This window comes from Kocuria sp. LHG3120 (assembly GCF_049897445.1).
GTDB classification, from domain to species: Bacteria; Actinomycetota; Actinomycetes; order Actinomycetales; family Micrococcaceae; genus Kocuria; species Kocuria rosea.
This window is the reverse complement of record NZ_JAFCWG010000001.1, coordinates 756,570-781,587: the sequence shown is the minus strand read 5'-3', so window position 1 is coordinate 781,587 and position 25,018 is coordinate 756,570. Positions and strand designations below refer to the sequence as shown.

General features: G+C 74.1%; 25 protein-coding genes. 16 read left to right on the top strand and 9 right to left on the bottom strand.

All coding sequences use genetic code 11. The annotated features are described in order from the left end of the window. The first annotated feature begins 90 nt into the window (after positions 1-90). On the top strand, positions 91-927 hold the full coding sequence (gene proC / locus ACP7CD_RS03640) for a pyrroline-5-carboxylate reductase (RefSeq protein WP_426118890.1): 837 nt from the start codon (positions 91-93) through the stop codon (positions 925-927). Positions 928-951: 24 nt separating this feature from the next. On the opposite strand, the gene ACP7CD_RS03635 is transcribed toward proC, so the two are convergent. Beyond that, a complete protein-coding gene (locus ACP7CD_RS03635; protein ID WP_017832491.1) occupies positions 952-1,620 on the bottom strand; it encodes a potassium channel family protein in 669 nt (222 codons plus the stop codon). Next, entirely contained in the window at positions 1,613-3,016 is a 1,404-nt protein-coding gene (locus ACP7CD_RS03630; RefSeq protein ID WP_035925144.1) for a TrkH family potassium uptake protein, read from the bottom strand. The genes ACP7CD_RS03635 and ACP7CD_RS03630 overlap by 8 nt, the downstream gene beginning before the upstream one ends. Before the next feature lie 251 nt (positions 3,017-3,267). Here ACP7CD_RS03630 and ACP7CD_RS03625 point away from each other — a divergent pair, with 251 nt between their 5' ends. The 13 genes from ACP7CD_RS03625 (at position 3,268) to ccsB (ending at position 15,463) form a co-directional block, all read left to right on the top strand. Then, a complete protein-coding gene (locus tag ACP7CD_RS03625; protein WP_426118888.1) occupies positions 3,268-4,596 on the top strand; it encodes a TrkH family potassium uptake protein in 1,329 nt (442 codons plus the stop codon). Positions 4,597-4,670: 74 nt separating this feature from the next. After that, positions 4,671-5,375 (top strand): potassium channel family protein, encoded by a 705-nt coding sequence (locus tag ACP7CD_RS03620; protein ID WP_017832488.1) that lies wholly within the window; start codon positions 4,671-4,673, stop codon positions 5,373-5,375. A gap of 79 nt (positions 5,376-5,454) precedes the next feature. Next, positions 5,455-6,666, top strand: coding sequence for an acetoin utilization protein AcuC (locus ACP7CD_RS03615; protein WP_035925024.1), 1,212 nt, complete (start codon positions 5,455-5,457; stop codon positions 6,664-6,666). A 101-nt stretch (positions 6,667-6,767) separates the two neighbouring features. Next, positions 6,768-7,373 (top strand): metalloregulator ArsR/SmtB family transcription factor, encoded by a 606-nt coding sequence (locus tag ACP7CD_RS03610; protein ID WP_336649862.1) that lies wholly within the window; start codon positions 6,768-6,770, stop codon positions 7,371-7,373. A 35-nt stretch (positions 7,374-7,408) separates the two neighbouring features. Continuing rightward, positions 7,409-8,749, top strand: coding sequence for an NADP-specific glutamate dehydrogenase (gdhA, locus tag ACP7CD_RS03605; RefSeq protein ID WP_017832485.1), 1,341 nt, complete (start codon positions 7,409-7,411; stop codon positions 8,747-8,749). A 113-nt stretch (positions 8,750-8,862) separates the two neighbouring features. Continuing rightward, on the top strand, positions 8,863-9,705 hold the full coding sequence (locus tag ACP7CD_RS03600; protein WP_017832484.1) for a FadR/GntR family transcriptional regulator: 843 nt from the start codon (positions 8,863-8,865) through the stop codon (positions 9,703-9,705). A 165-nt stretch (positions 9,706-9,870) separates the two neighbouring features. Beyond that, positions 9,871-9,969, top strand: a complete 99-nt coding sequence (locus ACP7CD_RS03595) for a 30S ribosomal protein bS22 (RefSeq protein ID WP_005504750.1) — start codon at positions 9,871-9,873, stop codon at positions 9,967-9,969. 106 nt (positions 9,970-10,075) lie between these two features. Then, positions 10,076-10,339 (top strand): glutaredoxin family protein, encoded by a 264-nt coding sequence (locus ACP7CD_RS03590; RefSeq protein WP_031282502.1) that lies wholly within the window; start codon positions 10,076-10,078, stop codon positions 10,337-10,339. A gap of 49 nt (positions 10,340-10,388) precedes the next feature. Next, positions 10,389-11,060 carry a histidine phosphatase family protein gene (locus tag ACP7CD_RS03585; protein WP_095651134.1) on the top strand — a complete coding sequence of 224 codons (672 nt, stop codon included), beginning with the start codon at positions 10,389-10,391 and terminating at the stop codon, positions 11,058-11,060. A 54-nt stretch (positions 11,061-11,114) separates the two neighbouring features. Continuing rightward, the gene (locus tag ACP7CD_RS03580; RefSeq protein WP_426118875.1) at positions 11,115-11,735 is read left to right on the top strand and encodes a TlpA family protein disulfide reductase; all 621 of its coding nucleotides are present in this window, start codon (positions 11,115-11,117) and stop codon (positions 11,733-11,735) included. Next, the gene (locus ACP7CD_RS03575; RefSeq protein ID WP_017832479.1) at positions 11,732-12,493 is read left to right on the top strand and encodes a cytochrome c biogenesis CcdA family protein; all 762 of its coding nucleotides are present in this window, start codon (positions 11,732-11,734) and stop codon (positions 12,491-12,493) included. The genes ACP7CD_RS03580 and ACP7CD_RS03575 overlap by 4 nt, the downstream gene beginning before the upstream one ends. A 44-nt stretch (positions 12,494-12,537) precedes the next feature. Beyond that, a complete protein-coding gene (resB, locus tag ACP7CD_RS03570; RefSeq protein WP_336649864.1) occupies positions 12,538-14,370 on the top strand; it encodes a cytochrome c biogenesis protein ResB in 1,833 nt (610 codons plus the stop codon). A gap of 13 nt (positions 14,371-14,383) precedes the next feature. Continuing rightward, positions 14,384-15,463: a c-type cytochrome biogenesis protein CcsB gene (gene ccsB / locus ACP7CD_RS03565; RefSeq protein WP_426118872.1), complete on the top strand. Its 1,080-nt coding sequence runs from the start codon at positions 14,384-14,386 to the stop codon at positions 15,461-15,463. A gap of 202 nt (positions 15,464-15,665) precedes the next feature. Here ccsB and ACP7CD_RS03560 read toward each other — a convergent pair whose 3' ends face one another. Next, positions 15,666-16,139 (bottom strand): PLDc N-terminal domain-containing protein, encoded by a 474-nt coding sequence (locus ACP7CD_RS03560; RefSeq protein ID WP_017832476.1) that lies wholly within the window; start codon positions 16,137-16,139, stop codon positions 15,666-15,668. 110 nt (positions 16,140-16,249) lie between these two features. Between ACP7CD_RS03560 and ACP7CD_RS03555 the strand changes: the two genes are divergently transcribed. Beyond that, positions 16,250-16,537, top strand: coding sequence for a DUF4229 domain-containing protein (locus ACP7CD_RS03555; protein WP_017832475.1), 288 nt, complete (start codon positions 16,250-16,252; stop codon positions 16,535-16,537). Between the two features lie 30 nt (positions 16,538-16,567). Here ACP7CD_RS03555 and ACP7CD_RS03550 read toward each other — a convergent pair whose 3' ends face one another. The 6 genes from ACP7CD_RS03550 to dhaK all read right to left on the bottom strand — a co-directional run bounded on the left by ACP7CD_RS03550 (position 16,568) and on the right by dhaK (position 23,998). Then, positions 16,568-17,449: a 1,4-dihydroxy-2-naphthoate polyprenyltransferase gene (locus ACP7CD_RS03550; protein WP_426118869.1), complete on the bottom strand. Its 882-nt coding sequence runs from the start codon at positions 17,447-17,449 to the stop codon at positions 16,568-16,570. Between the two features lie 122 nt (positions 17,450-17,571). Beyond that, positions 17,572-18,738 (bottom strand): AMP-binding protein, encoded by a 1,167-nt coding sequence (locus tag ACP7CD_RS03545; RefSeq protein ID WP_136341416.1) that lies wholly within the window; start codon positions 18,736-18,738, stop codon positions 17,572-17,574. Between the two features lie 71 nt (positions 18,739-18,809). Further along, entirely contained in the window at positions 18,810-19,787 is a 978-nt protein-coding gene (locus ACP7CD_RS03540; RefSeq protein WP_426118867.1) for a 1,4-dihydroxy-2-naphthoyl-CoA synthase, read from the bottom strand. 112 nt (positions 19,788-19,899) lie between these two features. Then, positions 19,900-22,368, bottom strand: coding sequence for a phosphoenolpyruvate--protein phosphotransferase (gene ptsP, locus ACP7CD_RS03535; RefSeq protein WP_426118865.1), 2,469 nt, complete (start codon positions 22,366-22,368; stop codon positions 19,900-19,902). Next, positions 22,365-22,997, bottom strand: coding sequence for a dihydroxyacetone kinase subunit DhaL (dhaL, locus tag ACP7CD_RS03530; RefSeq protein WP_426118863.1), 633 nt, complete (start codon positions 22,995-22,997; stop codon positions 22,365-22,367). The genes ptsP and dhaL overlap by 4 nt, the downstream gene beginning before the upstream one ends. Continuing rightward, positions 22,997-23,998, bottom strand: a complete 1,002-nt coding sequence (gene dhaK / locus ACP7CD_RS03525) for a dihydroxyacetone kinase subunit DhaK (RefSeq protein WP_115163595.1) — start codon at positions 23,996-23,998, stop codon at positions 22,997-22,999. Before dhaK ends, dhaL begins: the two co-directional genes overlap by 1 nt. A 122-nt stretch (positions 23,999-24,120) precedes the next feature. Here dhaK and ACP7CD_RS03520 point away from each other — a divergent pair, with 122 nt between their 5' ends. Next, complete coding sequence (locus ACP7CD_RS03520) at positions 24,121-24,930, top strand: alpha/beta fold hydrolase (RefSeq protein ID WP_426118861.1); 810 nt, start codon at positions 24,121-24,123, stop codon at positions 24,928-24,930. Positions 24,931-25,018 lie beyond the last annotated feature (88 nt).

The following is a 25,018-nucleotide window of genomic DNA, read 5'->3' as shown; positions in this document are numbered from 1 at the left end:
CGCCGTTCCCACCGTCCTGTTCCCACCGTCCCGTTCCCACCGTTCCGATCCCACCGTTCCGATCCCACCGATGAGAGGACCTCACCGACCATGACCCCTGTGCTCGCCTTCCTGGGCTGCGGCTCCATGAACGGATCCATCCTGCGGGGGGTGCTGGCCTCCGGCGTGCCCGTCGAGCAGGTCCGGGCCACCGTCCGCTCCGCGGAGAGCGCCCGCCGGCTCGAGGACGAGACGGGCGTGCGGCCCTACGTCACCGGGGACGATCCCGATGCCAACCGGCGGGCCGCCCGTGAGGCGGACGTCGTGCTGCTCGGCGTCAAGCCCGTCGGCATCCTCGACCTCGCCCGCGAGATCGCCCCCGCCCTGCGCCCCGGCACGGTCGTGGCGTCGGTGGCGGCGGGGATCTCCGTCGGCGCCCTCGAGCGCGCCCTCCCCGCCGGCCAGCCGGTCGTGCGCACGATGCCGAACACGCCCTCCAGCGTGGGCCGCGGGGTGGTCTCGGTGACCCCGGGGGCCGCCACCGGCCCCGAGCAGACGGAGGCCGTGCGCCGGGTGCTCGAGGCCGTGGGCACCGTGGTCGAGGTCCCCGAGGAGCAGGTGGACGCCGTGACCGGCGTCTCGGGCTCCGGGCCCGCCTACGTGTTCCTGCTGGCCGAGGCCATGCAGCAGGCGGGGGAGCGGATGGGGCTGCCGGCGGACGTCGCGCGGGTCCTCGCGAAGGAGACCGTCTCCGGCGCCGGGGAGCTGCTGCGCCCGGCGGAGGCCGACCCCGCGGCCCTGCGCAGGGCCGTCACGAGCCCCAAGGGCACCACGGACCGGGCCATCACGACCTTCCAGGACAACGGCTTCGAGGCTCTCGTGGCCTCCGCGGCCCGCGCCTCGGCGGACCGCTCCGCGGAGCTCACGCGCGAGTTCAGCGGCGACTGAGCCGCGGACCGGCCGGTCCCCGGATCAGGGGCGGGCCGCGAAGCGCTCGAGCAGGTCCACGTGCCCCGAGACGATCAGCAGGTCGCGGGAGGTGACCTTGGTGTCGGGGCGGGCGTACGTGAAGTCCTCGCCCGGGGACTTCACGCCCACCACGGTCACGCCGTACTTGGAGCGGACGTTGGAGTCGCCCAGCGTGAAGCCCTGCACCTCCCGCGGCGGATACATCTTGACGATCGCGAAGTCGTCGTCGAACTCGATGTAGTCCAGCAGCCGGCCCGAGACCAGGTGCGCGGTGCGCCGCCCGGCGTCCGCCTCGGGGAAGATCACGTGGTGCGCCCCGATGCGGGAGAGGATCTTGCCGTGCGAGGGCGTGATGGCCTTCGCCCAGATCCGGCTCACGCCGAGGTCCACGAGGTTCGCCGTGATGAGCACGCTCGACTCGATGGACGTGCCGACGCCCACCACGGCGGAGTCGAACTCGGCCGCCCCCAGCTGGCGCAGGGCGTCGATGTCCGTGGCCTCGGCCTCGACCACGTGGGTGAGCTGCCCGGAGAGCTTCTGGACCAGCTGGGCGTCCCGCTCCACGCCCAGGACCTCCCGGCCCTGGCGGGCGAGCTGGAGCGCGGTGGCGGTGCCGAAGCGGCCGAGGCCGATCACCAGGACGGGGACGCTGTGGGACGAACGGTCAGCCAATGATGGGCCTTTCCTCGGGGTACCGGTAGAGGCGCCGGCGTGAGCGCAGCGCCAGGGCGGCGGCCACGGTGGTCGTGCCGATGCGCCCGATGAGCATGATCAGGGCCAGGACGTACTTGCCGGCGGGGGGCAGCTCGCCGGAGAGCCCCACGCTGAGACCGCACGTCGCGTACGCGGAGATCACCTCGAACAGGACCCGGTCCAGCGGCTCCTCGGAGATCTCCACGAGGATCCCGCAGCCCACCAGGACGACGGTCGCCCCCATCATGATCACCGAGATCGCGATGCGGAGGGCGTCCTCGGGGATGGTCCGGTAGAACGCGATCACGGACCGGTCGCCCCGGGCCTCGGCCAGGATCGCCAGGAAGACCACGGCGAGGGTGGTGACCTTGATGCCGCCGGCCACGGAGGCCGGGCCGCCGCCCGCGAACATCAGCGCGTCGGTCATCAGCAGGGTCACCGGCTCCAGGCTGTTCATGTCCACGAGGTTGAAGCCCCCGGAGCGGACCATGACGGAGTGGAAGAAGCCCTCGAAGATCTTCTCGTGCACGGGCCGGTCCCGCAGGGTGTCCGGATTGGACCACTCGAAGGCCAGGAACAGGGCCCACCCCACGAACAGCAGGATCGTGGTGGTCACGATCACCAGCTTCGTGTTGAGGTTCCACCGCGAGAAGCGCAGCCCGGTCTGCCGCAGCACGAGGACCACGGGGAAGCCGAGGGAGCCCAGGAGGACGCCCAGGGCGATCGGCAGGAGGATCAGCACCGCGTCCGTGTACGGGACGAGGCCGTCCGAGTGCGGGGTGAACCCCCCGTTGTTGAACGCGGAGACCGCGTAGAACACCCCGTGCCAGAGCGCCGTGAGGAACGGCTCCCCGACCACCAGGAAGCCGATCGTCAGCACCGTGGCCAGGATCGCCTCGATCGTCACGGACATCAGCACGATGATCTGCAGGAGCGAGCCCACCTCGCCCAGGCGCCCGATGTTCAGGGCCTCCTGGGTGATCAGCCGGGACTTCAGGCCGAGCTTGCGACCGATGGCCAGGGCCAGGATCGAGGTCATGGTGAGGGTGCCGAGACCGCCGATCTGCATCGCGACCAGGATCACGAACTGGCCGAAGAACGACCAGTTGGCCGCCGTCGACACCGTGGTCAGGCCCGTCACGGTGACCGCGGAGGTGGCCGTGAACACGGCGTCCTCGACCGGTGTCACGACGCCGGGGGCCGAGGCCACGGGCAGCCACAGCAGGAAGGAGAACACGGACACGACCGCGGCGAAGGAGATGACGGCGAGACGGGCGGGGGAGCCCGCCGCGATCCGGTCCACGAGGTCGCGCAGCGAGGTGAGCAGCCAGAACCGGCCGCGTTCCTCCGGACGGGCCCAGGGCGCGCGCTGCAGGTGGCTCACGGGCTCTCCTCCTGGTGTCCTGACCGCCCGGGCGGGGCGGCGGCCGCGGCGTTCGCCTCGACCCGAGACAGTATTCCACCCGAGCCCGTCCGCGGCGGGCAGCCGCGGGTGTAGGTTGTCGCCCATGCCCCTGGAAGAGGCCCTGCTGCGCGCCCGGGGTCCGTCGACTGACCCGACGGCACGGGATCCGCTCCCCCCACGGTCGCCGGCCGGGACAACGGCGGAGCACCGATCCGCGGGAGGTGACCGCGGCGCGCACGGCGCAGCTGATCATCGGTGCGTTCGCGACCGCCCTGGCCGTCGGCACCGTCCTGCTGATGCTCCCGGTCGCGAGGTCGGGCCCCGGCGGGGCGTCGTTCATGGAGGCGTTCTTCACCGCGACCTCGGCGATCTGCGTGACCGGGCTGGTCGTGGTGGACACGCCGACCTACTGGACGCCGTTCGGGCAGGCGGTGATCCTGGCCCTGATCCAGATCGGCGGGTTCGGGGTGATGTCCTTCGCCACCGTGCTGGGGATCCTCCTGGCCCGCCGGCTGGGCCTGACGGCCCGGATCATGAGCTCGACCGAGACGAAGAACCCCGGCTACGGGGACATGCGCCGGGTGCTGCTGCGCATCCTCGCCACCACGCTGCTGATCGAGACGGTCGTGGCCGCGGCGCTCGCCCTGCGCTTCTTCGCCGGCTACGGGTACGGACCGGGGCAGGCGGTGTGGCACGGCGTGTTCCACGCGGTCTCGGCGTTCAACAACGCCGGCTTCGCCCTGTACACCCTGTCGATCATGGACTTCGCCGCCGACCCCTGGGTCAACCTGCCGATCGTCGTCGCCGTGGTCCTGGGCGGGCTGGGGTTCCCGGTGCTCTACCAGCTGCGCCGGGAGTGGCGCCGGCCCCGGCGGTGGAGCATGAACACCCGGATCGTGCTGTTCGCCACCGTGGTCCTGCTCGGCGCCGGCACGGTGTTCCTGTGCGCGGTGGAGTGGTCCAACCCCGCCACCCTCGGGCCGATGGGGGCCGACGAGAAGCTGATGGCCGGGTTCTTCCAGTCCACCATCGCCCGCACGGCCGGGTTCAACAGCATCGACATCTCGGCGATGCACCCGGTGTCCTGGCTGGGGCTGGACCTCCTGATGCTCATCGGCGGCGGCCCCGCCGGGACGGCCGGCGGGCTGAAGGTCACCACCGTCGCCGTCCTCGGCTTCATCGCCTGGACCGAGATCACCGGGGGAACGGCCGTGCACGTCCTCGGCAGGCGCCTGTCCCGGTCGGTGCAGCGCCAGGCGATCACGGTGGTCGTCCTGGCGCTGGGCGCGGTGACCACCGCCACGATGGTGCTGATGCTGCTGCACGAGGACATCGGCCTGGACCGGATCCTGTTCGAGACGATCTCCGCGTTCGCCACCGTGGGCCTGTCCACGGGCATCACCGCGGATCTCTCGCCGGCGGCCCAGGGGGTGCTCATCGCCCTGATGTTCCTGGGCCGGCTGGGGCCCATCACCGTGGCCACCGCCATGGCGGCCCGTCCCCGGAAGGCCCTGTACGAACTGCCCAAGGAACGCCCGCTGATCGGCTGAGTCCACCGCGCTCGCCCGGCACACCACCCCATGGGGCCCTGCGGCCCACCCCGACACCTCCTGGAGGTCCCCACATGTTCCCCTCCCGCCCCGGCACCGCCCCGTACCACCACTCCGGCCGCCGCCGGCCACCGGGCACGGTGGCCGTGATCGGCCTGGGCCGCTTCGGCGCCGCCCTGGCCCTCGAGCTGATGCGCAACGGCGCGGAGGTGCTGGGCATCGACGTAGACGAGGACGTCGTCCAGGAGCTCAACGGGCAGCTGACCACCGTGGTGCGCGCCGACGCCACCCAGGAACAGGTGCTGCGCCAGCTCGGCGTCGACGAGTTCGACAAGGTCGTGGTCGGCATCGGCTCCGACGTCCAGGCCAGCATCCTGGTCGCCTCCCGGCTGCTGAAGTTCGCCCACCCCGAGATCTGGGCGAAGGCCATCACCACGCCCCACGCCGAGATCCTCGAGCAGCTCGGGGTCCACCACGTCATCAGCCCCGAGCACGACATGGGCGTGCGCTCCGCCCACCTGATCCAGGGCCGGGTCCTCGACTTCGTGACGATCGACGAGGGATTCGCCCTCATCCGCTGCCCGGCCCCGGAGGCCGTCCAGCAGCGGCCGCTGGACACCCTCAGCATCCGGCGCACCCACGGGGTCTCGATCGTCGCGGTCCGCCGCCTGGGCCAGGGGTGGGAGGCCACCGAGCCCGGCACGGTCCTCTACGAGAACGACCAGATCCTCGTGACGGGACCCACCCGTGCGGTCGAGGCCTTCAGCGACCTCGACTGAGCCGCGCCGGGGTGACACAAAGGGCGCCGACGCCACGCCCGCGAGGGCGGGCCCCGGCCCCGAGTGGTCTAATGGCGGTGTGACCCCTGCTACGTCCGGGCCCGGCGCCCCGTACCCCACGCGACTGTTCTGGGACCCCGCCCTGCTCGAGTACAACTTCGGGGACCACCACCCCATGCACCCGTCCCGGCTCGAGGCCACCTACCGGCTGGTCCAGGAGTTCGGCCTGGACCGCCGGGACAACGTCACGGTGGAGGCGCCCGAGGTGGCCCCGGACGAGGTGCTCAACCTCGTCCACCCGCAGCACTACGTGGACTCGGTCCGGGCCGTCAGCGCCGACCCCACCGTGGAGGTCCCCGAGTGCGGTCTCGGCACCGAGGACACCCCCGGGTACCCGGGGGTGCACGAGGCGAGCGCCCGGCTCGTGGGCGGCACCTACCAGGGCGCCGTGGCCGTTCTCGCGGGGGACGCGGTGCACGCCGTGAACTTCGGGGGCGGGATGCACCACGCCCACGCGGAGAAGGCCAGCGGATTCTGCATCTACAACGACTGCGCCGTGGCGGTCCAGCACCTGCTGGACCAGGGTGTCAGGCGCGTGGCCTACGTGGACGTCGACGGCCACCACGGCGACGGCACCCAGTCGATCTTCTACGACGACCCCCGCGTGCTCACCGTCTCGCTGCACGAGACCGGGCTGACGCTGTTCCCGGGCACGGGCTTCGCCAACGAGACCGGCCGCGGGGAGGCCGAGGGGCACTCCGTGAACGTGGCGATGCCCACGGCCTCCGACGACTCCATGTGGCTGCGCGCGTTCGACGCCGTGGTCCCGCCCCTGCTGCGCCAGTTCCGGCCCGAGGTGATCGTGAGCCAGCACGGCTGCGACTCGCACTTCGCCGACGAGCTCACCCACCTGCGCGTCAGCGTCGACGCGCAGCGGCAGACCGCCGTGGCCCTGGCGGGGCTGGCCCACGAGCTGTGCGAGGGCCGGTGGATCGCCACGGGCGGGGGCGGGTACAACTGCTACGACGTGGTGCCCCGCTCCTGGACGCACCTGGTGGGAGTCGCCGCCGGCCACCCGATCGACGTGGGCACCGCGGTGCCGCAGCCGTGGCGCGACTACGTGCAAGAGCGCTACGGCGCCGACGCGCCGCGGGTCATGGGCGACGAGGTGGACCTGTGGTGGCGCTCCTGGGAGGTGGGCTTCGACCCCAACGACGAGACGGACCGCACGATCATGGCCACCCGCAAGGAGGTCTTCCCCCAGTGGGGGCTGGACCCGTGGTTCGACTGAGCCCGCCGCCCGAGGGCTCCGGCGGCGGCGGGGGGAGCCACGGGGGCGGCACGGACGTGCCGGTGCCGGGAGCCGCACGGCAACCCGTTTACAGTGATCGGATGGGCAACAACGACGTGTTCGCGGTGATCGCCGACAAGACCCGGCGGGGGATCCTCGCCGCGCTCAAGGACGGCGAGCGACCCGTGGGCGACCTCGTGGCAGAGCTGGGGGTCTCCCAGCCGACCGTCTCGAAGCATCTGAAGATCCTGCGCGAGGCCGGTATGGTGTCCATGGAGGCACAGGGGCAACGACGTCTCTACGCCGTGCAGCCGGAGCCGCTGGCCGAGGTCACCGCGTGGGTCCACGAGGTCGTGGGCGGTGCGGCGCACCAGCCGGCCGCCCCGACGCGCGCCCCCGGGGACGCCGCGGACAGCGGCGCTGCCGGGGCCGGCGTCGCCGGACCTGACGTGGTCGTGACCGCGGGGGCCGATGGGGCCGGGACGGCTCCGGAGGCGACGCCCGGGACGGACGTGCTGGACGCCGCGGCGGTGGCCGTTCCGGAGCCGGCCGTCGTCCCCAGCCCTGAGCCGGCGGTCGAGACCGGCCCGGCGCCGGCGGTCGGCGGCATCCCCGCGCGCCCGGGCAGGGGCGCGGGGGCTCGTGCGGCGGACATCCTGTCCAGCCTCTCCGGCCTGCGCCGCCGCACCAGGAATCCGCGGCGGTGACCGGCCGGGCCCAATCGATCCGAACGAGGAGCACCATGCACGAGGACCTGTACCCGATCCGCCAGGCCGTACTCGCCCGCAATCCCGGAGAGGTGGAGTTCCACCAGGCCGTGGACGAGGTCTTCGACTCCCTGGGCCCCGTGGTCGCACGCCACCCCGAGCTGCTCGACGCCGCCGTGCTCGAGCGGATCTGCGAGCCGGAGCGGCAGATCATCTTCCGCGTGCCGTGGACCGACGACGAGGGCCGCGTGCACATCAACCGCGGCTTCCGCGTGGAGTTCAACTCCGCGCTCGGGCCCTACAAGGGCGGGCTGCGCTTCCACCCCTCCGTGTACCTGGGCATCGTGAAGTTCCTGGGCTTCGAGCAGATCTTCAAGAACGCCCTCACGGGCATGCCGATCGGCGGGGGCAAGGGCGGGTCGGACTTCGACCCGAGCGGGCGCTCCGACGGCGAGATCATGCGCTTCTGCCAGTCCTTCATGACCGAGCTCTACCGCCACATCGGCGAGTACACGGACGTCCCCGCCGGTGACATCGGGGTGGGCGGACGCGAGATCGGCTACCTGTTCGGCCAGTACAAGCGGATCACCAACCGCTACGAGTCCAGTGTGCTCACCGGCAAGGGCCTCAGCTGGGGCGGTTCCCTGGTGCGCACCGAGGCCACCGGCTTCGGCACCGTGATGTTCGCCGAGGAGATGCTGCAGACCCGCGGGCAGTCCTTCGACGGTCAGACCGTGCTGGTCTCCGGCTCGGGCAACGTGGCGACCTTCGCGATCCACCGGGCGCAGCAGCTCGGGGCCACCGTGGTCACCGCCTCGGACTCCAGCGGCTACGTGGTGGACCCGGACGGCATCGAGCTGGACCTGCTCCGCGAGGTCAAGGAGGTGGAGCGCGGCCGGATCTCCGAGTACGCCGAGCGCCGCGGCGGACGCGCCCGGTTCATCGCCAAGGGCTCCGTCTGGGACGTCCCCGGCACCGTGGCCCTGCCGTGCGCCACCCAGAACGAGCTGGACGGCTCCCACGCCAAGAAGCTGCTCGGCCACGGCGTGCTCGCCGTGGCGGAGGGCGCGAACATGCCCACCACGGGCGAGGCCACCCGCCTGTTCCAGGAGGCGGACGTGCTCTTCGGCCCGGGCAAGGCGGCCAACGCCGGGGGCGTGGCCACGTCCGCGCTCGAGATGCAGCAGAACGCCTCCCGCGACTCGTGGACCTTCGAGTACACGGAGGAGCGGCTCGGCCAGATCATGAAGTCGATCCACGACACCTGCGCCGAGACCGCCGAGGACTACGGCATGCCCGGCAACTACGTGGCCGGCGCGAACATCGCCGGGTTCATGAAGGTCGCCGGCGCCATGATGGCGCAGGGCCTCATCTGACCCGTGCCGGGTCCGGTCCGCCGGGCCCGGCAGGGGTTCCCCGTCCGCACTTCCGACACGTCCGGACCCGCGTTCGTCCCACGGAGGGCCGCGGTGGTCCTACCCTGGAGACTATGGCAACGCATCGGCAGGTCCTGCAGTGGCTGGAGAACGAGCTGTTCGACGGCCACCTCGTGCTGGGCCAACAACTGCCCTCGGACCGCGACCTCGCGGCCATCCACCGCGTGTCCCGCAACACCATGCGGGAGGCGCTCAAGACCCTGGAGGCCCAGGGCATCGTGCGGCTGTTCGACGGGCCGCGCAAGTCGATCCTGCCCATGCTGGTGCGGGAGCCCGCCGCGTCCGCGGGGCCCGCGCTGCAGCTGCACATGGCCACCTCGGACTACCCCCTGCGGGACATCGTCCAGACCCGGGTGCTGCTCGAGACGTGGGCCCTGGAGCGCTCGGACCCGGAGCACCCGGCGATGGCCGAGCTGCGGGCGCTGCTCGAGCAGATGGCCCGGGACGACCTGTCGCTCAAGGAGTTCCACCACCTCGAGGTGAGCTTCCACATCGCCCTGTGCAAGACCGCCGGCAACTCGGTGGTCTCCGCCCTGATGTCCTCCCTGCGGGACTCGATCTACGAGTACACGATGGCCCTGGTGGGCCACGTGCCCCTGTGGAGCACCACCGCGGACCGGCTGCGCGCGGAGCACCACGCCATCTACTCCGCCGTGGCGGCCGGTGACCGCCGGCTGGCGTCCCGGCTGGTGGCGGAGCACATCGAGTACCAGTACCGCGAGGCCGGCGTGGACCCGGACCAGGAGCAGCGCACCCCCGGTCCGGCCCCGGACGCGCCCGCCGAGCTCAACCCGCCCGGCGCCGCGGCGCAGCCGGACACCGGCGCGCACGAGCTCGCGGACGCCTTCGAGGAGGAGCCCGGGGACGGGCCCGCACCGGTGTCCCGCAGCGCCTGAGCCGGCCGCGGCCAGACCGAGTACAGCAATCTCCCCACAAGACGGTAGGGTGTCAGTGAACGTTTGCCCGGCCGTCACCGTCCGCAGGCCGGCACCCCTGGTTCCCGCCTGTCGCGCGGAGTCCCCGGGGGCACACCACCGAGACATGAAGATGCGAGGGATCCTATGGGTTCAGTGATCAAGAAGCGCCGCAAGCGGATGTCCAAGAAGAAGCACCGCAAGCTGCTCCGCAAGACCCGTCACCAGCGCCGCAACAAGAAGTGACCCTGCGCTGAGCGCCACCGGGGGCCGCCGTCCGATCCAGGACGGCGGCCCCCGGTGCGTTCCCGGGCCCGTCCGCACCGCGCGGCGGGCCCGTAGCATGGGCTCCATGACTCCTCCTCCGCCGCCCGCCGTGACCCTCCTCACCCGCCCGGGGTGCCACCTCTGCGAGGCCGCCCGGGAGTCCGTGGACCGGGTCGCCTCCGCGCTGGGGCTGGAGTGGGAGGACGTCGACGTCGACACCGACCCCGAGCTGGCCCGCCGGCACGCCGAGGAGATCCCCGTGGTCCTCGTGGACGGCGTCCCGCGCGACTTCTGGCAGATCGACGAGCGCCGCCTCGCCCGGCTGCTGCGCGAGCGCCTGGCCGGCTGAACCGCCCCCCGTTTTGGGGCCGGTGCGCCCGGTCTGGGACCATGGGGGCATGCCCTCCTCGACCGTCCACCTGCTGCGCCACGGCCAGGTCCTCAACCCGGACCGCATCGTCTACGGGAGGATGCCCAGCTACGGCCTCACCGAGCTCGGTGCGCGGATGGCGGAGGCCGCCGCCGCGGAGCTCGCCCGCCGCGTGAACACCGGCTCGCGCATCGTCCACCTCGTCTCCTCGCCGCTGCAGCGCGCCCGGGAGACGGCCGCGCCCGTGGCCCGGGAGCTGCACCTGCCGGTGCACCCGGACGAGCGGATCATCGAGGCGCACAACCACTTCGAGGGCCTGCACGTGGACCTCCCCGAGCTGCTGAGGCCCCGGCACTGGCCGCACCTGCGCAACCCGCTGCGGCCCTCCTGGGGCGAGCCCTACCGGCACCAGGTCGCGCGCATGGCGGAGGCGGTGCTGGACGCCGGGCGCGCCGCCGTGGAGCGCGGCGGGGACGGCGCCGAGGCCGTGCTCGTGTCCCACCAGCTGCCGATCTGGCTCACCCGGCTCTCCGCCGAGGGGCGCCCCCTGCCGCACGACCCGCGGCGGCGGCAGTGCAACCTCGCCTCCATCACCTCGCTGGTCTTCGACGACCTCGACTCCGGGCGCCCGCCCCGGGTCGTCTACAGCGAGCCCGCCGCCGACCTCTACCCAGGGGTCAACCAGCTTCCCGGTTCATAATGGCCGGGCGCCGCCGACCTCCCCGTCCCGTCCAGAGCACCAGGTGATCCGTCCGTGACCTCCCGCCCCTCGCCCGCCCCCCGTCCGTCCCGCCGCCGCGTGCTCTCGCTCGCGAGCCTCGGCGTCCTCGGACTCGCCCTCGCCGGGTGCACGGAGGAGGACTCCCTCGCCCAGCAGGCGAACTCGGGGGACCAGAAGGGCTACATCGCCGGGGACGGCACGGTCTCCGAGTACCCGGCCGCCGAGCGCGGGGAGCCGGTGCAGTTCGCCGGCACGCTGTTCGACGGCACGCCCCTCGCCGCCGAGGACCTGCGCGGGCGGCCCGCGCTGCTGAACTTCTGGTACGCGGGCTGCGCCCCGTGCCGCGTGGAGGCCCCCGACCTCCGCGAGCTCGCCGAGCGGTTCGAGGGGCAGGTCGCCTTCTACGGTGTGAACCTGCGCGACGAACGGGCCACCGCCGAGGCGTTCGAGCGCACCTTCGAGATCCCGTACCCCTCCGTCGCGGACAAGGACGGGGGCGTGCTCATGGCGCTGAGCGCGTACGTGCCGCCGCAGGCCGTGCCGACCACGCTCGTGCTCGACGCCCAGGGGCGGGTGGCCGCCCGCATCCTCGGCATCGCGGACCGCTCCGTGCTCGAGACCCTCCTCGAGGACACGGTGGCCGAAGCGGCATGACGGCTGGCAACCCCTTCGCCGAGATCGTCCTCGACGGCTCCCTCCTCGTCGCGCTGCCCGTGGCGCTGCTCGCCGGCCTCGTCTCCTTCGCCTCCCCGTGCGTGCTGCCCCTCGTGCCCGGCTACCTCGGCTACGTCACCGGCCTGACCGGCGCGGACCTGCAGGAGCAGCGGCGCGGCCGCGTGCTCGCGGGGATCACGCTGTTCGTCCTCGGCTTCTCCGCCGTGTTCCTGCTGATGTCCGTGCTGCTGGCCCAGCTGGGCGCCTACGCCTGGTTCCTGGGCCAGAACTGGATCACCGTGGTCCTCGGCGGGCTCGTGGTGCTCATGGGCGTCGTGTTCCTCGGCGGGGTGTCCTTCTTCCAGCGGGACCGCAAGATCGAGCACCGCCCACCGCCCGGGCTCTGGGGCGCCCCGCTGCTCGGCGTGACCTTCGGCCTCGGCTGGGCCCCCTGCATCGGCCCCACCTTCGCGGCCGTGCAGGCGCTCGTCTACGTGGACGGCGCCTCGACCGGCAAGGCGGCCGTCCTCACGGTCGCCTACTGCCTGGGCCTGGGCGTGCCGTTCCTGCTGCTCGCCCTCGCCCTGCGCCGGGGCATGGGCGCCATGGGCTTCTTCCGCCGGCACCGCCTCGGCATCCAGCGCGCCGGCGGCGGCCTGCTCGTGCTCGTCGGCCTGCTCATGATGACGGGCGCGTGGACCGCGTTCGTCTCCTGGGTGCAGGCCGAGCTCGTCACCGACTGGGTGATGCCGATCTGAGCACCTCCGACCCGCGAGCCCGCACCGACAGCAGAAAGGCCGCCATGAGCACCGCAGCGCCCCCGTCGTCGTCGGGCCCCGCGTCCCCGGACCCGTCCGGACAGCGCACCCCGGACGTCGAGCTCCCCGCCCTGGGGCCCCTCGGCATGGCCCGGTGGGCCTGGACGCAGCTGACCAAGATGAACACCGCCCTGTTCCTGCTGCTGCTCCTGGCGGTCGCCGCGGTGCCGGGATCGATCTTCCCGCAGCGGATCCAGGACCCGGCGGCGGTCCAGGACTACATCGACAACAACCCCGTCCTGGGGGAGTGGCTGGACCGGGTGCAGCTGTTCGACGTCTTCTCGTCGGCGTGGTTCTCCGCGATCTACATCCTGCTGTTCGTCTCCCTCGTGGGGTGCGTCCTGCCGCGCGCGGCCAAGCACTGGCGGGCGTGGCGGGCCGAGCCCCCGCGCACCCCGCGCCGGCTCGAGCGGCTGCCGGAGCACCGCTCCCTGGCCCTGGGCGGCCGTGACGGGGCCGGGGCGCCGGCCCCGGACGACGTCGTGGCCGACGCCGCCCGGCTGCTGAAGAAGCGCGGCTACCGGGTGGCGGTCCGGGACGCCGGCACGGCCGCCCCGTCGGTGGCCGCCGAGCGCGGCATGTGGAAGGAGGTCGGCAACATCGTCTTCCACCTGGCCCTGCTGGGCGTGCTGGTGTCCGTGGCCGTCGGCTCCCTCTTCGGCTACAAGGGCCAGCGGGTGGTCGTGGAGGGCGAGTCCTTCGTCAACACCCTCATCGGCTACGACTCCTTCACCCCCGGCCCCAACTACGACGCCGACTGGCTCGACCCCTTCTCGGTGCGGCTGGACCGCTTCGAGGCCGTGTTCAACCGGGACACCACGAACCCGCGCAGCTACGGGGCGCCGCTCGACTTCACCGCGGAGGTCACCGTGCAGGACGAGCCCGGCGCCGAGCCGCGGCAGGAGGTCCTGAAGGTGAACCAGCCGCTCAACGTGAACGGCGTGAAGAGCTACCTCGTGGGCAACGGCTACGCCCCGGTGGTGCGGGTGACCGACGGCAACGGGGACGTCGCCTTCGAGGGGCCGGTCGTGACCATCCCCTCCGACGGCGTCTACACGTCCTCGCTCGTGCTCAAGATCCCGGACGCCCGTCCCGACCAGCTCGGCCTCGTGGGGCTGCTGCTGCCCACCGCCGTGGGCGGCGAGGGCGAGATGCCCCGCTCCGTGGACCCCGGCCTCGCCAACCCCCGGCTGATCCTCTCCGCGTACCACGGGGACCTCGGCCTGGACAGCGGCGAACCGCAGAACGTGTACGTGCTCGACGTCGAGCCGCTCACCGAGCTCAACGCCATGACCAACGAGAACGGCGCCATCACGCTCGACGCCGCGAACCCCGTGCACGAGCTGCCCGACGGCAAGGGCACCGTGGAGTTCCTGGACGTCAAGCGCTACGTGGGTCTGGACGTCCACTACGACCCCGGCAAGACGGGCGCCTTCGTCTCCTTCGTCGCGGCCTTCGCCGGCCTGCTCATGTCCCTGTTCATCGCCCGCCGCCGCGTCTGGGTGCGCGCGGCGGAGGGCGTCGACGCGGACGGACGGCCCTGCACGGTGCTGGAGTACGGGCTGCTGGCCCGCGGCGAGGACCCCCGGCTCGCCGCGGAGGCCGAGCGGCTGGACCGGCTCTGGACCGAGCAGTGGCAGGACGCCGGCGTGCGGGACAACGACACCACGACCACGTCCGGGACGGCGACCACGCCGACGCCGGCACCAGCGACAGCAACAGCGACCGCGGCGACGGCCGGGAGCACCGGGCACGCCGCCGGCCGGCCGGACGGCCGGACGGACTCCGTGCCGGACGCCCGGCCGGACCACGAGTGAGAGGATGGGCGGCATGACCGTCAACGAGACACTGGGCGCCTGGAGCGAGCTCTTCATGCTCCTGGCGGCCATGACCTACCTGGTCGCCTTCGTGGCCTTCGCGTGGGACGTGGCGTCCCACTCCAAGACCCTGCGCGGGGCCGAGGGCAGCGGCGAGCGCGAGCTCGTGGGCGCCGCCGCGGGAGCCTCCACGGCGACCTCGGGGGACGCCGCCGAGCCCGCGGACTCCCGGGCCGGCCACGGCGCGGGCCACCGCGGGCGCGGCTACCGCACGAGCGCGCGCTCCGCCCTGTCCGGCCACGTGGCGGACGAGGAGATGCGCTACACCGGCGAGCGCCGGCCCGCCGCCCGCGTGGCCGTGGCCGTCATGGTCCTGGGCTTCGCCGTGCACGCCGCCGCCGTGCTCAGCCGGGCCTTCGCGGCCGGGCGGGTGCCGTGGGGCAACATGTACGAGTTCTGCACCACGGGCGCCCTGGTCGTCGCGGGCGTGTTCCTGCTGGCCCTGCTGGCCCGGGACCTGCGCTTCGTGGGCTCCCTGGTCTCCGGGCTCGTGGTGATCATGCTCTGCGCGGCCACCATCGGCTTCCCCACCCCGGTGGGACCGCTGCAGCCCGCCCTGCAGTCCTGGTGGCTGGTGATCCACGTGTCCATCGCCGTGGCCGCCTCCGGGATCTTCACCATCACGTTCGCCATGGCCGTCCTGCAGCTGCTGCAGGCCCGGCGGGAGCAGATCATCCTGTCCGGCGAGCGGCCCGGCGCGGGGTTCCTGGCGATGGTCCCGTCCTCCCAGGCGCTCGAGAACCTGTCCTTCCGGCTCAACGCGGTCGGGTTCGCGTTCTGGACCTTCACCCTCGCCGCCGGCGCCATCTGGGCGGAGCAGGCCTGGGGCCGCTACTGGGGCTGGGACACCAAGGAGGTCTGGACCTTCGTGATCTGGGTGGTCTACGCCGCCTACATGCACGCCCGCGCCACCCGGGGCTGGACCGGCAACCGGTCGGCCTGGCTGTCGATCGTCGGCTACCTCTGCGTGATCTTCAACTTCACCGTGGTCAACACCGTCTTCCCCGGCCTGCACTCCTACTCCGGGGTCTGACCCGGCCGCCCCGCCGGGCGACGACACCGGAACGGCCCGCACCGGCAGGTGCGGGCCGTTCGTCGTGGTCGGGGCGGTCGTGGCCGGGGCGTCCGGCCCGGTCGGGTCCGCGGCGGGGCGGCTCCGGCGCGTGGTCCCGCTCTGAGCGGTCCTGCCGTGGGGCCCTGCCGGGTGGTCCTGCCGTGCGGTCCTGCCGGGCGGATCAGCCGCGCGGGGGCCGGCTGCCGGGGGAGCCGTCCGTCGGCCCGTCGCTGCGGCCGGCGGACGAGCCGCCGGAGGGCCCGTCGTCGGGGCGCTCGCCGGGAGCCCCGTCCGGCCCGGTGCCGCCGGACGCTCCCGGTCCGCCGTTGCGTCGCAGCTCCTCTTCCCACTGCCGGAGCTTCTCGGCCTTCTCCTGCTGCCGGCGGCGCTCCTCGAGGTTGCGCAGGAACTGGGGGTCGTCGTCGGGCCCCCTGCCGCGCGCGGGACGCGAGGACTCCGCGGTGCCCTTGGGCCGCCCGAGGAACAGCCACAGGAGGGCGCCGAGGAGGGGGAGGAGGAGGATCACCGCGATCCAGCCTCCCTTGCGGAGACCGCGCATGTCGGTGCTGTCGGTCCGGGCGCACTCGATGAGGGAGTAGACGATCACGCCCACCGCCAAAGCGGCCGCGCCGATGATGAGGATGGCTCTGCCCATGCCGACAATCGTAGGGGAGTTGCCTGGACGCCAGCTCAGCGCTCCGGAAGCCCTGTCCGCCGCTCCGCCGGCCCGGGGAACCTGTCAGGAGCTCCGGCTAGACTGAGCGCGTGAATTTCCTGAAGTACTCCCTGCTCCGGTTCGCGCTGCTCGTGCTGGCCTTCCTGCTCAGCATGTGGCTGGGCGTGGGGCTGGTCCTGTCCGGGGTCGCCGCGGTGGTCATCTCCTTCGCGGTCTCCTACCTGTTCTTCCCGCGCCTGCACAGCGCCGCGGGGGAGGAGTTCCACCGGTGGTTCGCGCGGGCGCCGAAGCCCCGCAACCGGGTGGCGCTCGAGGACCAGGAGGTCGAGGACGCCTACGTGGACCGGCGGCTGCGCGAGGACGGCCGCGAGGTCTGAGCCGCCTGCCGTCGCCTCCTCACCGGGTGCTCACCACCACTGCCGCAGCAGCACCGCCAGCAGGAAGAGCACGGCCCAGCCCACGTTGAGCACCCCGCACTGCCGGAGCACGGGGATGAGCTGGCGCCGGTCCTGCACCCGCAGCACCGTGGCCACGGGCGCCCACGCCAGGGGCAGGAGCAGCAGCACGAGCAGCATCCACGGGTTGTCGGGCACCAGGAACAGCACGAGCGCGAACGCCACGGCGATCTCCGCGGTGAACACCACCCGCGCCAGCGGGTCGCCCAGCCGCACGGCCAGGGTCCGCTTGCCGACCTCCCGGTCCCCGGGCAGGTCCCGGATGTTGTTGGCCATCAGCAGGGCGGTGGCGATCAGACCGGTGGACAGGGCCGCGACGAAGGCCTCGAGGTTGAGGGCGCCCGCCTGGGTGAGCGTGGTGCCGAGCACGGCCACGAGCCCGAAGTACACGAACACGAACACGTCCCCGAGCCCGCGGTACCCGTACGGGCTGCGCCCGCCGGTGTACCCCCACGCGGCGAGCACGGCAGAGAGGCCCACGGGGATGAACCACCACTGACGGCTCAGCACCACCAGGGCCGCGCCGGCGAGCGCGGCGAGGCCGAAGCACAGCAGCGCCGCCGCCCGCACCTGCCCCGGCGCGGCGGCCCCGGAGCCGGTGAGGCGCAGGGGGCCCACACGGTCGTCGTCGGTGCCCCGGATGCCGTCGGAGTAGTCGTTGGCGTAGTTCACGCCGATCTGCAGGAGGAGGGCGACCAGCAGCGCGAGCAGCGCGCGGACGGGGTCGAACGAGTGCAGGGCCTGGGCCGCGGCGGAGCCGGCCACCACGGGGGCGAGGGCCATCGGCAGCGTCCGGAGCCGGGCCCCCTCGATCCACTGTGCTGGCGTGGCCACGGGCTACCTCCGTCGGGAACGACCCGCGCGGGTGCGGGGTGCGGGATGCGGGCCGCGGTGGGGGTCCGTGGCCGCGAACCATTGTGTCACGGCCCGGCCCCGGACCCGGCTCGGGCGGGGGCTCAGCCCAGCAGACGGCCCACGGCGGCGCGGTCCGGCTTCCCGGTGGGCAGCAGGGGCAGCTCGTCCGGCCAGGCCCAGCGCCGGGGCACCGCGGCGGCGCCGTGCCGGGCGCGCACCGACTCCTCGAGCTCGGCGCGCAGCCGCCGGCGGTCCGCGCCGGGGGCCGCGACGACCGCCGCCCCGACCGCCTGCCCCCACTCGGGGTCGGGCACGCCGAGCACCAGGGCCTGGCGCACCCCCGGGTGCTCCGTGAGCGCGGCGCTCACGAGCCCCGCGGCGACCTTGACCCCGCCGGTGTTCACCACGTCGTCGACCCGCCCGTGCACCGTGAGCACGCCGTCGGCGGAGATCTCGCCGAGGTCGTCCGTGCGGTACCAGCGGGTCCCGGCGGCCTCCCGGAAGTGCCGTGCGGTCTGCTCCGGGTCCCCGGCGTAGCCGGCGGCGACGACGTCCCCGCCGAGCCAGATCCGGCCCGGCCCGGACCCGCCGGTGACCCCGGGTCGCGGGGCGTCGTCCTCGGCCCCCTCCGTCCCCACGTGCACGGAGACGCCGTCCAGGGGCACGCCGTCGTAGACGCAGCCCCCGCACGTCTCCGACATCCCGTAGGTGACGACCACCCGGACGTCGGCGGCCCGGGCGGCCGCCAGCAGCCGCGGGGGAGCGGCCGAGCCGCCGAGCAGGACCGCGGAGAAGCTCTTCAGCGCGGAGACCGCGTCCCCGTTGCGCACCCCGGACGCCGGTTCCAGGATCCGCTGCAGCTGGGTGGGCACGAGCGAGGTGAAGCGCACGGGGTCCTCCAGCTCCTCGGCCGCCGCCGCGAAGGCCTCCGGGGTGAAGCGGGCCGCGGGGTCGAGGACCACGGGGTCCGTCCCGGCGTAGAGGGAGCGCACGAGCACCTGCACCCCGGCCACGTAGTGGACGGGCAGCGCGAGCAGCCACTGGCCCACCCCGCCGGTGCGCACCGCGGTGGCCATCGAGGACGCCGCGAGCGCGTCCCGGGTGAGGACCGTGCGCTTGGCCCGGCCAGTGGAGCCGGAGGTCCGCACGACGACGGCGGGGCCCTCCCGGCCCAGCGCACGGGTCAGCGGGGACAGCAGCCGCAGGGGGTCGCCGGGCACGGGCCCGTCGAGGACCACGGCGTCGCCGGGGACGATCAGTTCGGCCATCACGGCCCTCCTCCTCGCGCCGCCGGTCGGCTCCCGACCCGGGGACGGGCCGTGCACCGGCGGCAGCCGGATCAGAAGTAGTAGGGGAAGCCGGACCAGTCCGGGTCGCGCTTGCCCAGGAACGCGTCCCGGCCCTCGACGGCCTCGTCGGTCATGTAGGCCATGCGGGTCGCCTCGCCGGCGAAGACCTGCTGGCCGACCATCCCGTCGTCGGGCAGGTTGAAGGCGAACTTCAGCATCCGGATCGCCTGCGGGGACTGGGCCGCCACATCCCGGGCGGCGGCGATCGCCGCGTCCTCCAGCTCCGCGTGCGGGACGACCTCGTTGACCGCGCCCAGCTCGAGCATCCGCTGCGCGTCGTACTCCCGGGCGAGGAAGAAGATCTCCCGCGCCGCCTTCTGCCCCACCTGCCGGGCGAGCAGCGCGGAGCCGTAGCCGGCGTCGAAGGAGCCGACGGTGGCGTCCGTCTGCTTGAACCGCCCGTGCTCCCGGGACGCGATCGTGAGGTCGCAGACCACGTGCAGGGAGTGCCCGCCCCCCGCGGCCCACCCGGGGACGGCGGCGATGACCACCTTGGGCATGGTGCGGATCAGGCGCTGCACCTCGAGGATGTGCAGCCGCCCGGCGCGGGCCGGGTCGATGCTCTCGGCGGTCTCGCCCCCGGCGTAGCGGTAGCCGTCGCGGCCGCGGATGCGCTGGTCCCCGCCGGAGCAGAACGCCCAGCCGCCGTCCTTGGCGGAGGGCCCGTTGCCGGTGAGGACCACGGCGCCCACGTCCGAGCTCATCCGCGCGTGGTCGAGCGCGCGGTAGAGCTCGTCGACGGTGCCCGGCCGGAAGGCGTTGCGCACCTCCGGGCGGTCGAAGGCGATCCGCACCCACGGCAGGTCCCGGAGCACCGCGCCGTCCGCGTCCCGCTCCACACCGCGGTGGTAGGTGAGGTCCTGCAGGTCCTGGAAGCCCTCGACCGTCCGCCACTGCACGGGGTCGAAGAGCTCCGAGACCTGCTCGGGGAGGTGGTTGCTGGCGGGGGTCGGGGTCGCGTCGGTCACGGGTCCGAGTCTACGGGGACTTCTCCGCCGGCCTCGAGCCGGGCCGCCGGACCGTCAGCAACGGTGCTGTGGAGGGCGGGAGGAGAACGCCCCCCCCGACAGCCACCGCCCGTCAGCCCGGGATCGCGCCCGCCAGCAGCGCCCGCACCTCCGCGGCGGACCCGCACGCCAGGGCCCGCCGCGCGAGGTCCTGCGCACCGGCCAGCGTCACGTCCCGCAGCCGCGCCTTGACGAGGGCCACCTGGGTGGGCACCACGCTGAGCTCCTCGACGCCCAGCCCGGCGAGCACCACCGCCGCCGCCGGGTCACCGGCGAGGTCGCCGCACACCGCGACGTGCGTGCCCTCGGGCACCTCGGCGCACACCCGGGCCACCAGGCCGAGCACGGCGGGCTGCCGGGCGTCCGCCAGCGCCGAGACCGCGGTGTTGCCCCGCTCGGCGGCCATCGTGTACTGCGCGAGGTCGTTGGTGCCGATGCTCACGAAGTCGAGCCCCTGCGCCACACGGCGGACGGCCAGGGCCGCGGCCGGGACCTCGATCATGACGCCGACCCTCATGCCCGCCGGGCGGCCGCCGATCGCCGAGGAGGCCTCGTCGAGCCGCTCCTGCGCCCACGCCACCTCCTCGGCGGTGCTGACCATGGGGAACATGACGTGCACCGGGTGGTCCCGAGCCACCAGACAGATCGCGGTCAGCTGGTCGCGGAGCACCTGCGGTGCCCGCCGCATGAGCCGGAGCCCGCGCTCGCCGAGGAACGGGTTCGCCTCGTCGGGCGCCGGCAGGAAGGACAGCGGCTTGTCGCCGCCGACGTCCCAGGTGCGGACGGTCACCGGCCGCCCGGCGAACGCCTCGGCGATCCCAGCGAACGCGGCCGCCTGCGCCTCGACCGACGGGGCGTCGTCCAGGTGGCTGAACAGGACCTCGGTGCGCAGCAGCCCGCACCCCTGCGCGCCGAACGCGACGGCCCGGCCGGCGTCGGCAGGCGTCGTGACGTTGGCGAGCACCGGCACCGGGTGGCCGTCCGCCGTCGCGCCCGGTTCGCGGGCGGTGGCCAGGACGCGCTCGGCCTCGACGGCCCGGGCGGCCGACAGCTCGCGGAGGGAGCGCCGGGTGCTCTCGTCGGGGGCGACGACGAACCGCCGGGCCCGCGCGTCGAAGCCGACGACGGTGCCGGGTGCCACAGCGGCCGCGGCCGGCCCGGCGTCGTGGTACACCGGGATGCCGCGTGAGCGGGCGACGAGGACGCCGTGGCCGGTGTCCCCGCCCGCCAGCGTGACCACGCCCGCGACGCGGTGCGGGTCCAGCGTCGCCGCCGTGGCGGCGTCGAGCTCCCGCACGACGAGGACCGCGGGCGGACCCTCGGCCGGGACGGCGTCCTCGGGCGCGCCGGCTCCGGCCAGTGCGGCGAGCACCCGCTGCCGCACGCTGCGGACGTCCTCGGCGCGCGCCCGCAGGTAGGGGTCGTCCATCGCCTCGAGCTCTCCGCCCAGCGCGGAGAGCCGGTCCTCCCACGCCGTGGGCGCGGGCGCGCCGGCGGCGATGCCGGCGGAGACGGCCCCGGTCAGCCCGGGGTCGACGAGCAGGGCCTCGTGGGCCTCGAGGACGGCGCCCACCGGGCCGGGGCCTCCGGTGGCGGAACGGCGCAGTGCGGCCAGCTCGGCGAGTGCGCGGGCGACGGCCGCGTCCGAGCGCCGCTGCTCCTCGGCGGGCCCGCCCGGCCGGTAGCCGGAGAGGTCGATCGCCCCGCCCCGCACCACCGCCGGGCCGAGGGCGACGTCGCCGCCCGGTCCGGCGGCGGGCGGCGCGGGCACGACCGCCGGACCGGCCGACCCGGGCGCCGCCGGGGGCGCCTGGCCGGAGGGCCGGTCGCCCCAGGAGTCCGCGGCCAGCGCCCGCACCGCCTCGGTCAACGACTCGGCGCCGGGTCCGGACGCCTCGAAGCGCAGCCGGTCGCCCTGCCGGACGGCGAGCGTCACGAGCCCGGAGAGGCTGCGGGCGTCGACCGGACCGCGGCCCGTGCGCAGGTTCGTGACCACGGCGGCCGCGTCGGCGGCCCGCACGAGCCCGACCAGCCGGGCGGCCGGGCGCGCGTGCAGGCCGTGCGGGGTGTCCACCGGCAGCTCGGCGACGACCTCGGGTGCCGCGGGCGGCGCCGTCGTGCCCGCCGCCGACGGGTCCACCGCCTCCCCCAGGTGATCCAGCTTGGCGGCCAGTCCGCGGCCGGCCTCCTCGAGCACCGCGTCCAGCGGCGCGCCGGTCGCGGCCGTCACCACGGCGGCGACCAGCCCCTCGACGAGCGGAGCGGGCGACAGGCGCACCCGCTCGGCGACGTCGGGCGCCACGAGCTCCCGCGCCATCTCCGCGCTGAGCACGGCGCTGCCGAGGTCGAGGAGCACCAGCACGCCGTCCGGTGAGTCGACGGCGGTGATGGCGTCGGCGACCGCGACGGCGTCCGTGCCGAACCCGGCGCCGGCACCCGCCGCCACGGCGATCGGCGGGCGCTCCGCGACCATCTCGCAGGCCAGCTCGACGGCCGCCTCGGCCAGCGCGCGGCTGTGCGAGACGACGACGATGCCGATCACGGCAGGCTGTCGGCGGCGGACCGCAGCAGCAGCGCCGTGCTGGTGGCGCCCGGGTCCTGGTGCCCGGCGCTGCGCTGGCCCAGGTAGCTGGCCCGGCCCTTGCGGGCCACGAGCGGGATCGTCGCGGCGCAGCCCGCCTCCGCCGCGTCGGCCGCCGCGGACAGCGCGTCGGCGATGCCGGCGCCACCGGCCACCGCCGCGTCGTAGGCGTCGATCGCCGGGACCAGGGCGTCCACCATCGTCTTGTCGCCCTGCTGGGCCTTGCCCCGGGCGACCACGCCCTCCAGCCCGGCCCGCAGCGCCCCGCCCAGCGCGGCGGCGTCGACGGCCTGCCCACCGGCCAGCCCGCCGCCGACCCGCAGGAAGAACGTGCCGTACAGCGGGCCGCTGGCCCCGCCGACGGTGCTGACCAGGGTCATGCCGGCCTTCTTCAGCATCGCGCCGGGGTCCCCGGCGTCGCCCGCGTCCAGCGCGCCGACGACCGCCCGCATGCCACGGTCCATGTTGCTCCCGTGGTCGGCGTCGCCGATGGCGGAGTCGAGCTCCGTGAGCTCGGCGGCGTGGTCGTGGACGACCTCCGCGAACCTCCGCAGCCAGCGGTCGAGACCCTCGGCGGTGACCTCCGGCATCACGTGCCCCAGCGCAGGCCGGGGGTGTTGACCGGCGCGTCCCACAGGCGGACGATCTCGTCGTCCGCGCGCAGCAGGGTCACGGAGCAGCCGGCCATGTCCAGCGAGGTGATGTAGTTGCCGACCAGGCTGCGGGCGACCGGGATGCCGGCCTTCTGGAGCAGCTGCTGCACCTCGGAGTACATGATGTACAGCTCGATCAGCGGCGTGCCGCCCATGCCGTTGAGGAACGCGATCACCGGGGCGCCGTCGGCCGCGGGCAGGTCGGCCAGGACCGGCTCGACGAGCATGGCCGCGACCTCCCGCGCGGGAGCGATCGGCCGCCGTTCGCGTCCGGGCTCGCCGTGGATGCCGATGCCGACCTCGATCTCGTTCTCGCCGAGCTCGAACGTCGGCCTGCCCGCGGCCGGGACCGTGCACGAGGTGAGCGCCATGCCCATGCTGCGCCCCTGCTCGTCGACCCGCCGCGCGATGTCGGCGACCTCGGCGAGCGGACGGCCCTCCTCGGCGGCCGCACCGGCGATCTTCTCCAGCAGCACGGTGACCCCCACGCCGCGACGTCCGGCGGTGTACAGGCTGTCCTGCACGGCGACGTCGTCGTCCGTGACGACCGAGACCACCTCGACACCGTTCTCGGCGGCGAGCTCGGCGGCCATCTCGAAGTTCATGACGTCGCCGGTGTAGTTCTTCACGATGTGCAGGACGCCGGCGCCGCCGTCGACGCCGAGGGTCGCGGCGAGCATCTGGTCCGGCACCGGGGAGGTGAACACCTCGCCGGCGCAGGCCGCGTCCAGCATGCCCGGGCCCACGAACCCGCCGTGCATCGGCTCGTGTCCGGAGCCGCCGCCGGACACCAGGCCCACCTTGCCGCGCCGGGGCGCGTCGGCGCGGAAGACGACGCGGTTGGAGTGGTCGACGCGCAGGCGGTCCCCGTGCGCCGCCTGCATGCCGAGCAGGGCCTCCCGGACGACGTCGGCCGGGTCGTTGATGAGCTTCTTCATGTGACCTATCCGACCACTCCGCCGGTGGTCGTGACAACAGTTCCGGACGACTGCGGGGCATTGAGTCCTCGGCGCGCGACGAGAGCGCCGTCCCCCGGCGGCCGAGACCCTAAGCTCGGAGGATGGCTGAGATCCGGACGAGCACCCTGCACACCACCGCTGTCGGGGACGACGGCGACCGCGTCGTCTTCCTGCACGGTCTGTTCGGCCGGGGCAAGAACTTCACCCGGATCGCCAAGGACCTCCAGCCGGACTTCCGGAGCCTGCTCGTGGACCTGCCCAACCACGGCGGGTCCGCGTGGACGGACCGGGTGGACTACGAGCAGATGGCTGACTCCGTGGCCGAGACCCTGCGCGACGGCTTCGCCGCGGCGGGGCCGGTCGCCGTCGTCGGACACTCCCTCGGCGGCAAGGTGGCGATGGTGCTGGCGCTGCGGCACCCGGACCTCGTCTCCCGGCTCGTCGTGGTGGACATCGCCCCCGCCCGGGCCGGGGGCGGCGAGGGCGAGTTCGCCCACCTGCTGGACAGCCTCGCGGCCGTGGACCTCACGGCCGTCGAGCGCCGCTCGGACGCGGACGAGGCCCTCCAGGGGCCCATCCCGTGGGACACCACCCGGAGCTTCCTGCTGCAGAACCTGCGCAGGGGCCCGGAGGGCCTCTCCTGGGAGCCGAACCTCGAGCTGCTGCGGTCGAGCCTGGACACCATCGGCGGCTTCCCGGACACCGGGGACGCCGTCTACGAGGGGCCGGTGCTCTGGGTCGCCGGCGGGCGCTCGGACTACGTCCGCGACGAGCACGCGCCGGTCATGCGCCGGCTGTTCCCCCGGGCGCACCGGGTGACGATCCGCGAGGCCGGCCACTGGGTCCACTCGCAGGAGCCGGAGAAGTTCGCCGCGGTGCTGCGCGGGTTCCTGGCCCGCACCGGGCCCTGACCGCCCTCCCCGCCCGGGTCGCGGCCGCCCCGGACGGTGCGCGCCGGGTGCGGCGGCCGCCGTCCGCCGCGGCCGGCCCCCGCGGCGG

What these genes read in the sequence shown, in the direction of transcription:
- ACP7CD_RS03590 (WP_031282502.1), top strand. Translation starts at nt 10,076, where the DNA reads ATGACTCCTCCTCCGCCGCCCGCCGTGACCCTCCTCACCCGCCCGGGG.
- ACP7CD_RS03585 (WP_095651134.1), top strand. Translation starts at nt 10,389, where the DNA reads ATGCCCTCCTCGACCGTCCACCTGCTGCGCCACGGCCAGGTCCTCAAC.
- resB (WP_336649864.1), top strand. Translation starts at nt 12,538, where the DNA reads ATGAGCACCGCAGCGCCCCCGTCGTCGTCGGGCCCCGCGTCCCCGGAC.
- ACP7CD_RS03610 (WP_336649862.1), top strand. Translation starts at nt 6,768, where the DNA reads ATGGGCAACAACGACGTGTTCGCGGTGATCGCCGACAAGACCCGGCGG.
- ACP7CD_RS03560 (WP_017832476.1), bottom strand. Translation starts at nt 16,139, where the DNA reads ATGGGCAGAGCCATCCTCATCATCGGCGCGGCCGCTTTGGCGGTGGGC.
- dhaL (WP_426118863.1), bottom strand. Translation starts at nt 22,997, where the DNA reads ATGCCGGAGGTCACCGCCGAGGGTCTCGACCGCTGGCTGCGGAGGTTC.
- ACP7CD_RS03620 (WP_017832488.1), top strand. Translation starts at nt 4,671, where the DNA reads ATGTTCCCCTCCCGCCCCGGCACCGCCCCGTACCACCACTCCGGCCGC.
- gdhA (WP_017832485.1), top strand. Translation starts at nt 7,409, where the DNA reads ATGCACGAGGACCTGTACCCGATCCGCCAGGCCGTACTCGCCCGCAAT.
- ACP7CD_RS03595 (WP_005504750.1), top strand. Translation starts at nt 9,871, where the DNA reads ATGGGTTCAGTGATCAAGAAGCGCCGCAAGCGGATGTCCAAGAAGAAG.
- ACP7CD_RS03545 (WP_136341416.1), bottom strand. Translation starts at nt 18,738, where the DNA reads ATGGCCGAACTGATCGTCCCCGGCGACGCCGTGGTCCTCGACGGGCCC.
- ACP7CD_RS03575 (WP_017832479.1), top strand. Translation starts at nt 11,732, where the DNA reads ATGACGGCTGGCAACCCCTTCGCCGAGATCGTCCTCGACGGCTCCCTC.
- ACP7CD_RS03520 (WP_426118861.1), top strand. Translation starts at nt 24,121, where the DNA reads ATGGCTGAGATCCGGACGAGCACCCTGCACACCACCGCTGTCGGGGAC.
- proC (WP_426118890.1), top strand. Translation starts at nt 91, where the DNA reads ATGACCCCTGTGCTCGCCTTCCTGGGCTGCGGCTCCATGAACGGATCC.
- dhaK (WP_115163595.1), bottom strand. Translation starts at nt 23,998, where the DNA reads ATGAAGAAGCTCATCAACGACCCGGCCGACGTCGTCCGGGAGGCCCTG.
- ccsB (WP_426118872.1), top strand. Translation starts at nt 14,384, where the DNA reads ATGACCGTCAACGAGACACTGGGCGCCTGGAGCGAGCTCTTCATGCTC.
- ACP7CD_RS03600 (WP_017832484.1), top strand. Translation starts at nt 8,863, where the DNA reads ATGGCAACGCATCGGCAGGTCCTGCAGTGGCTGGAGAACGAGCTGTTC.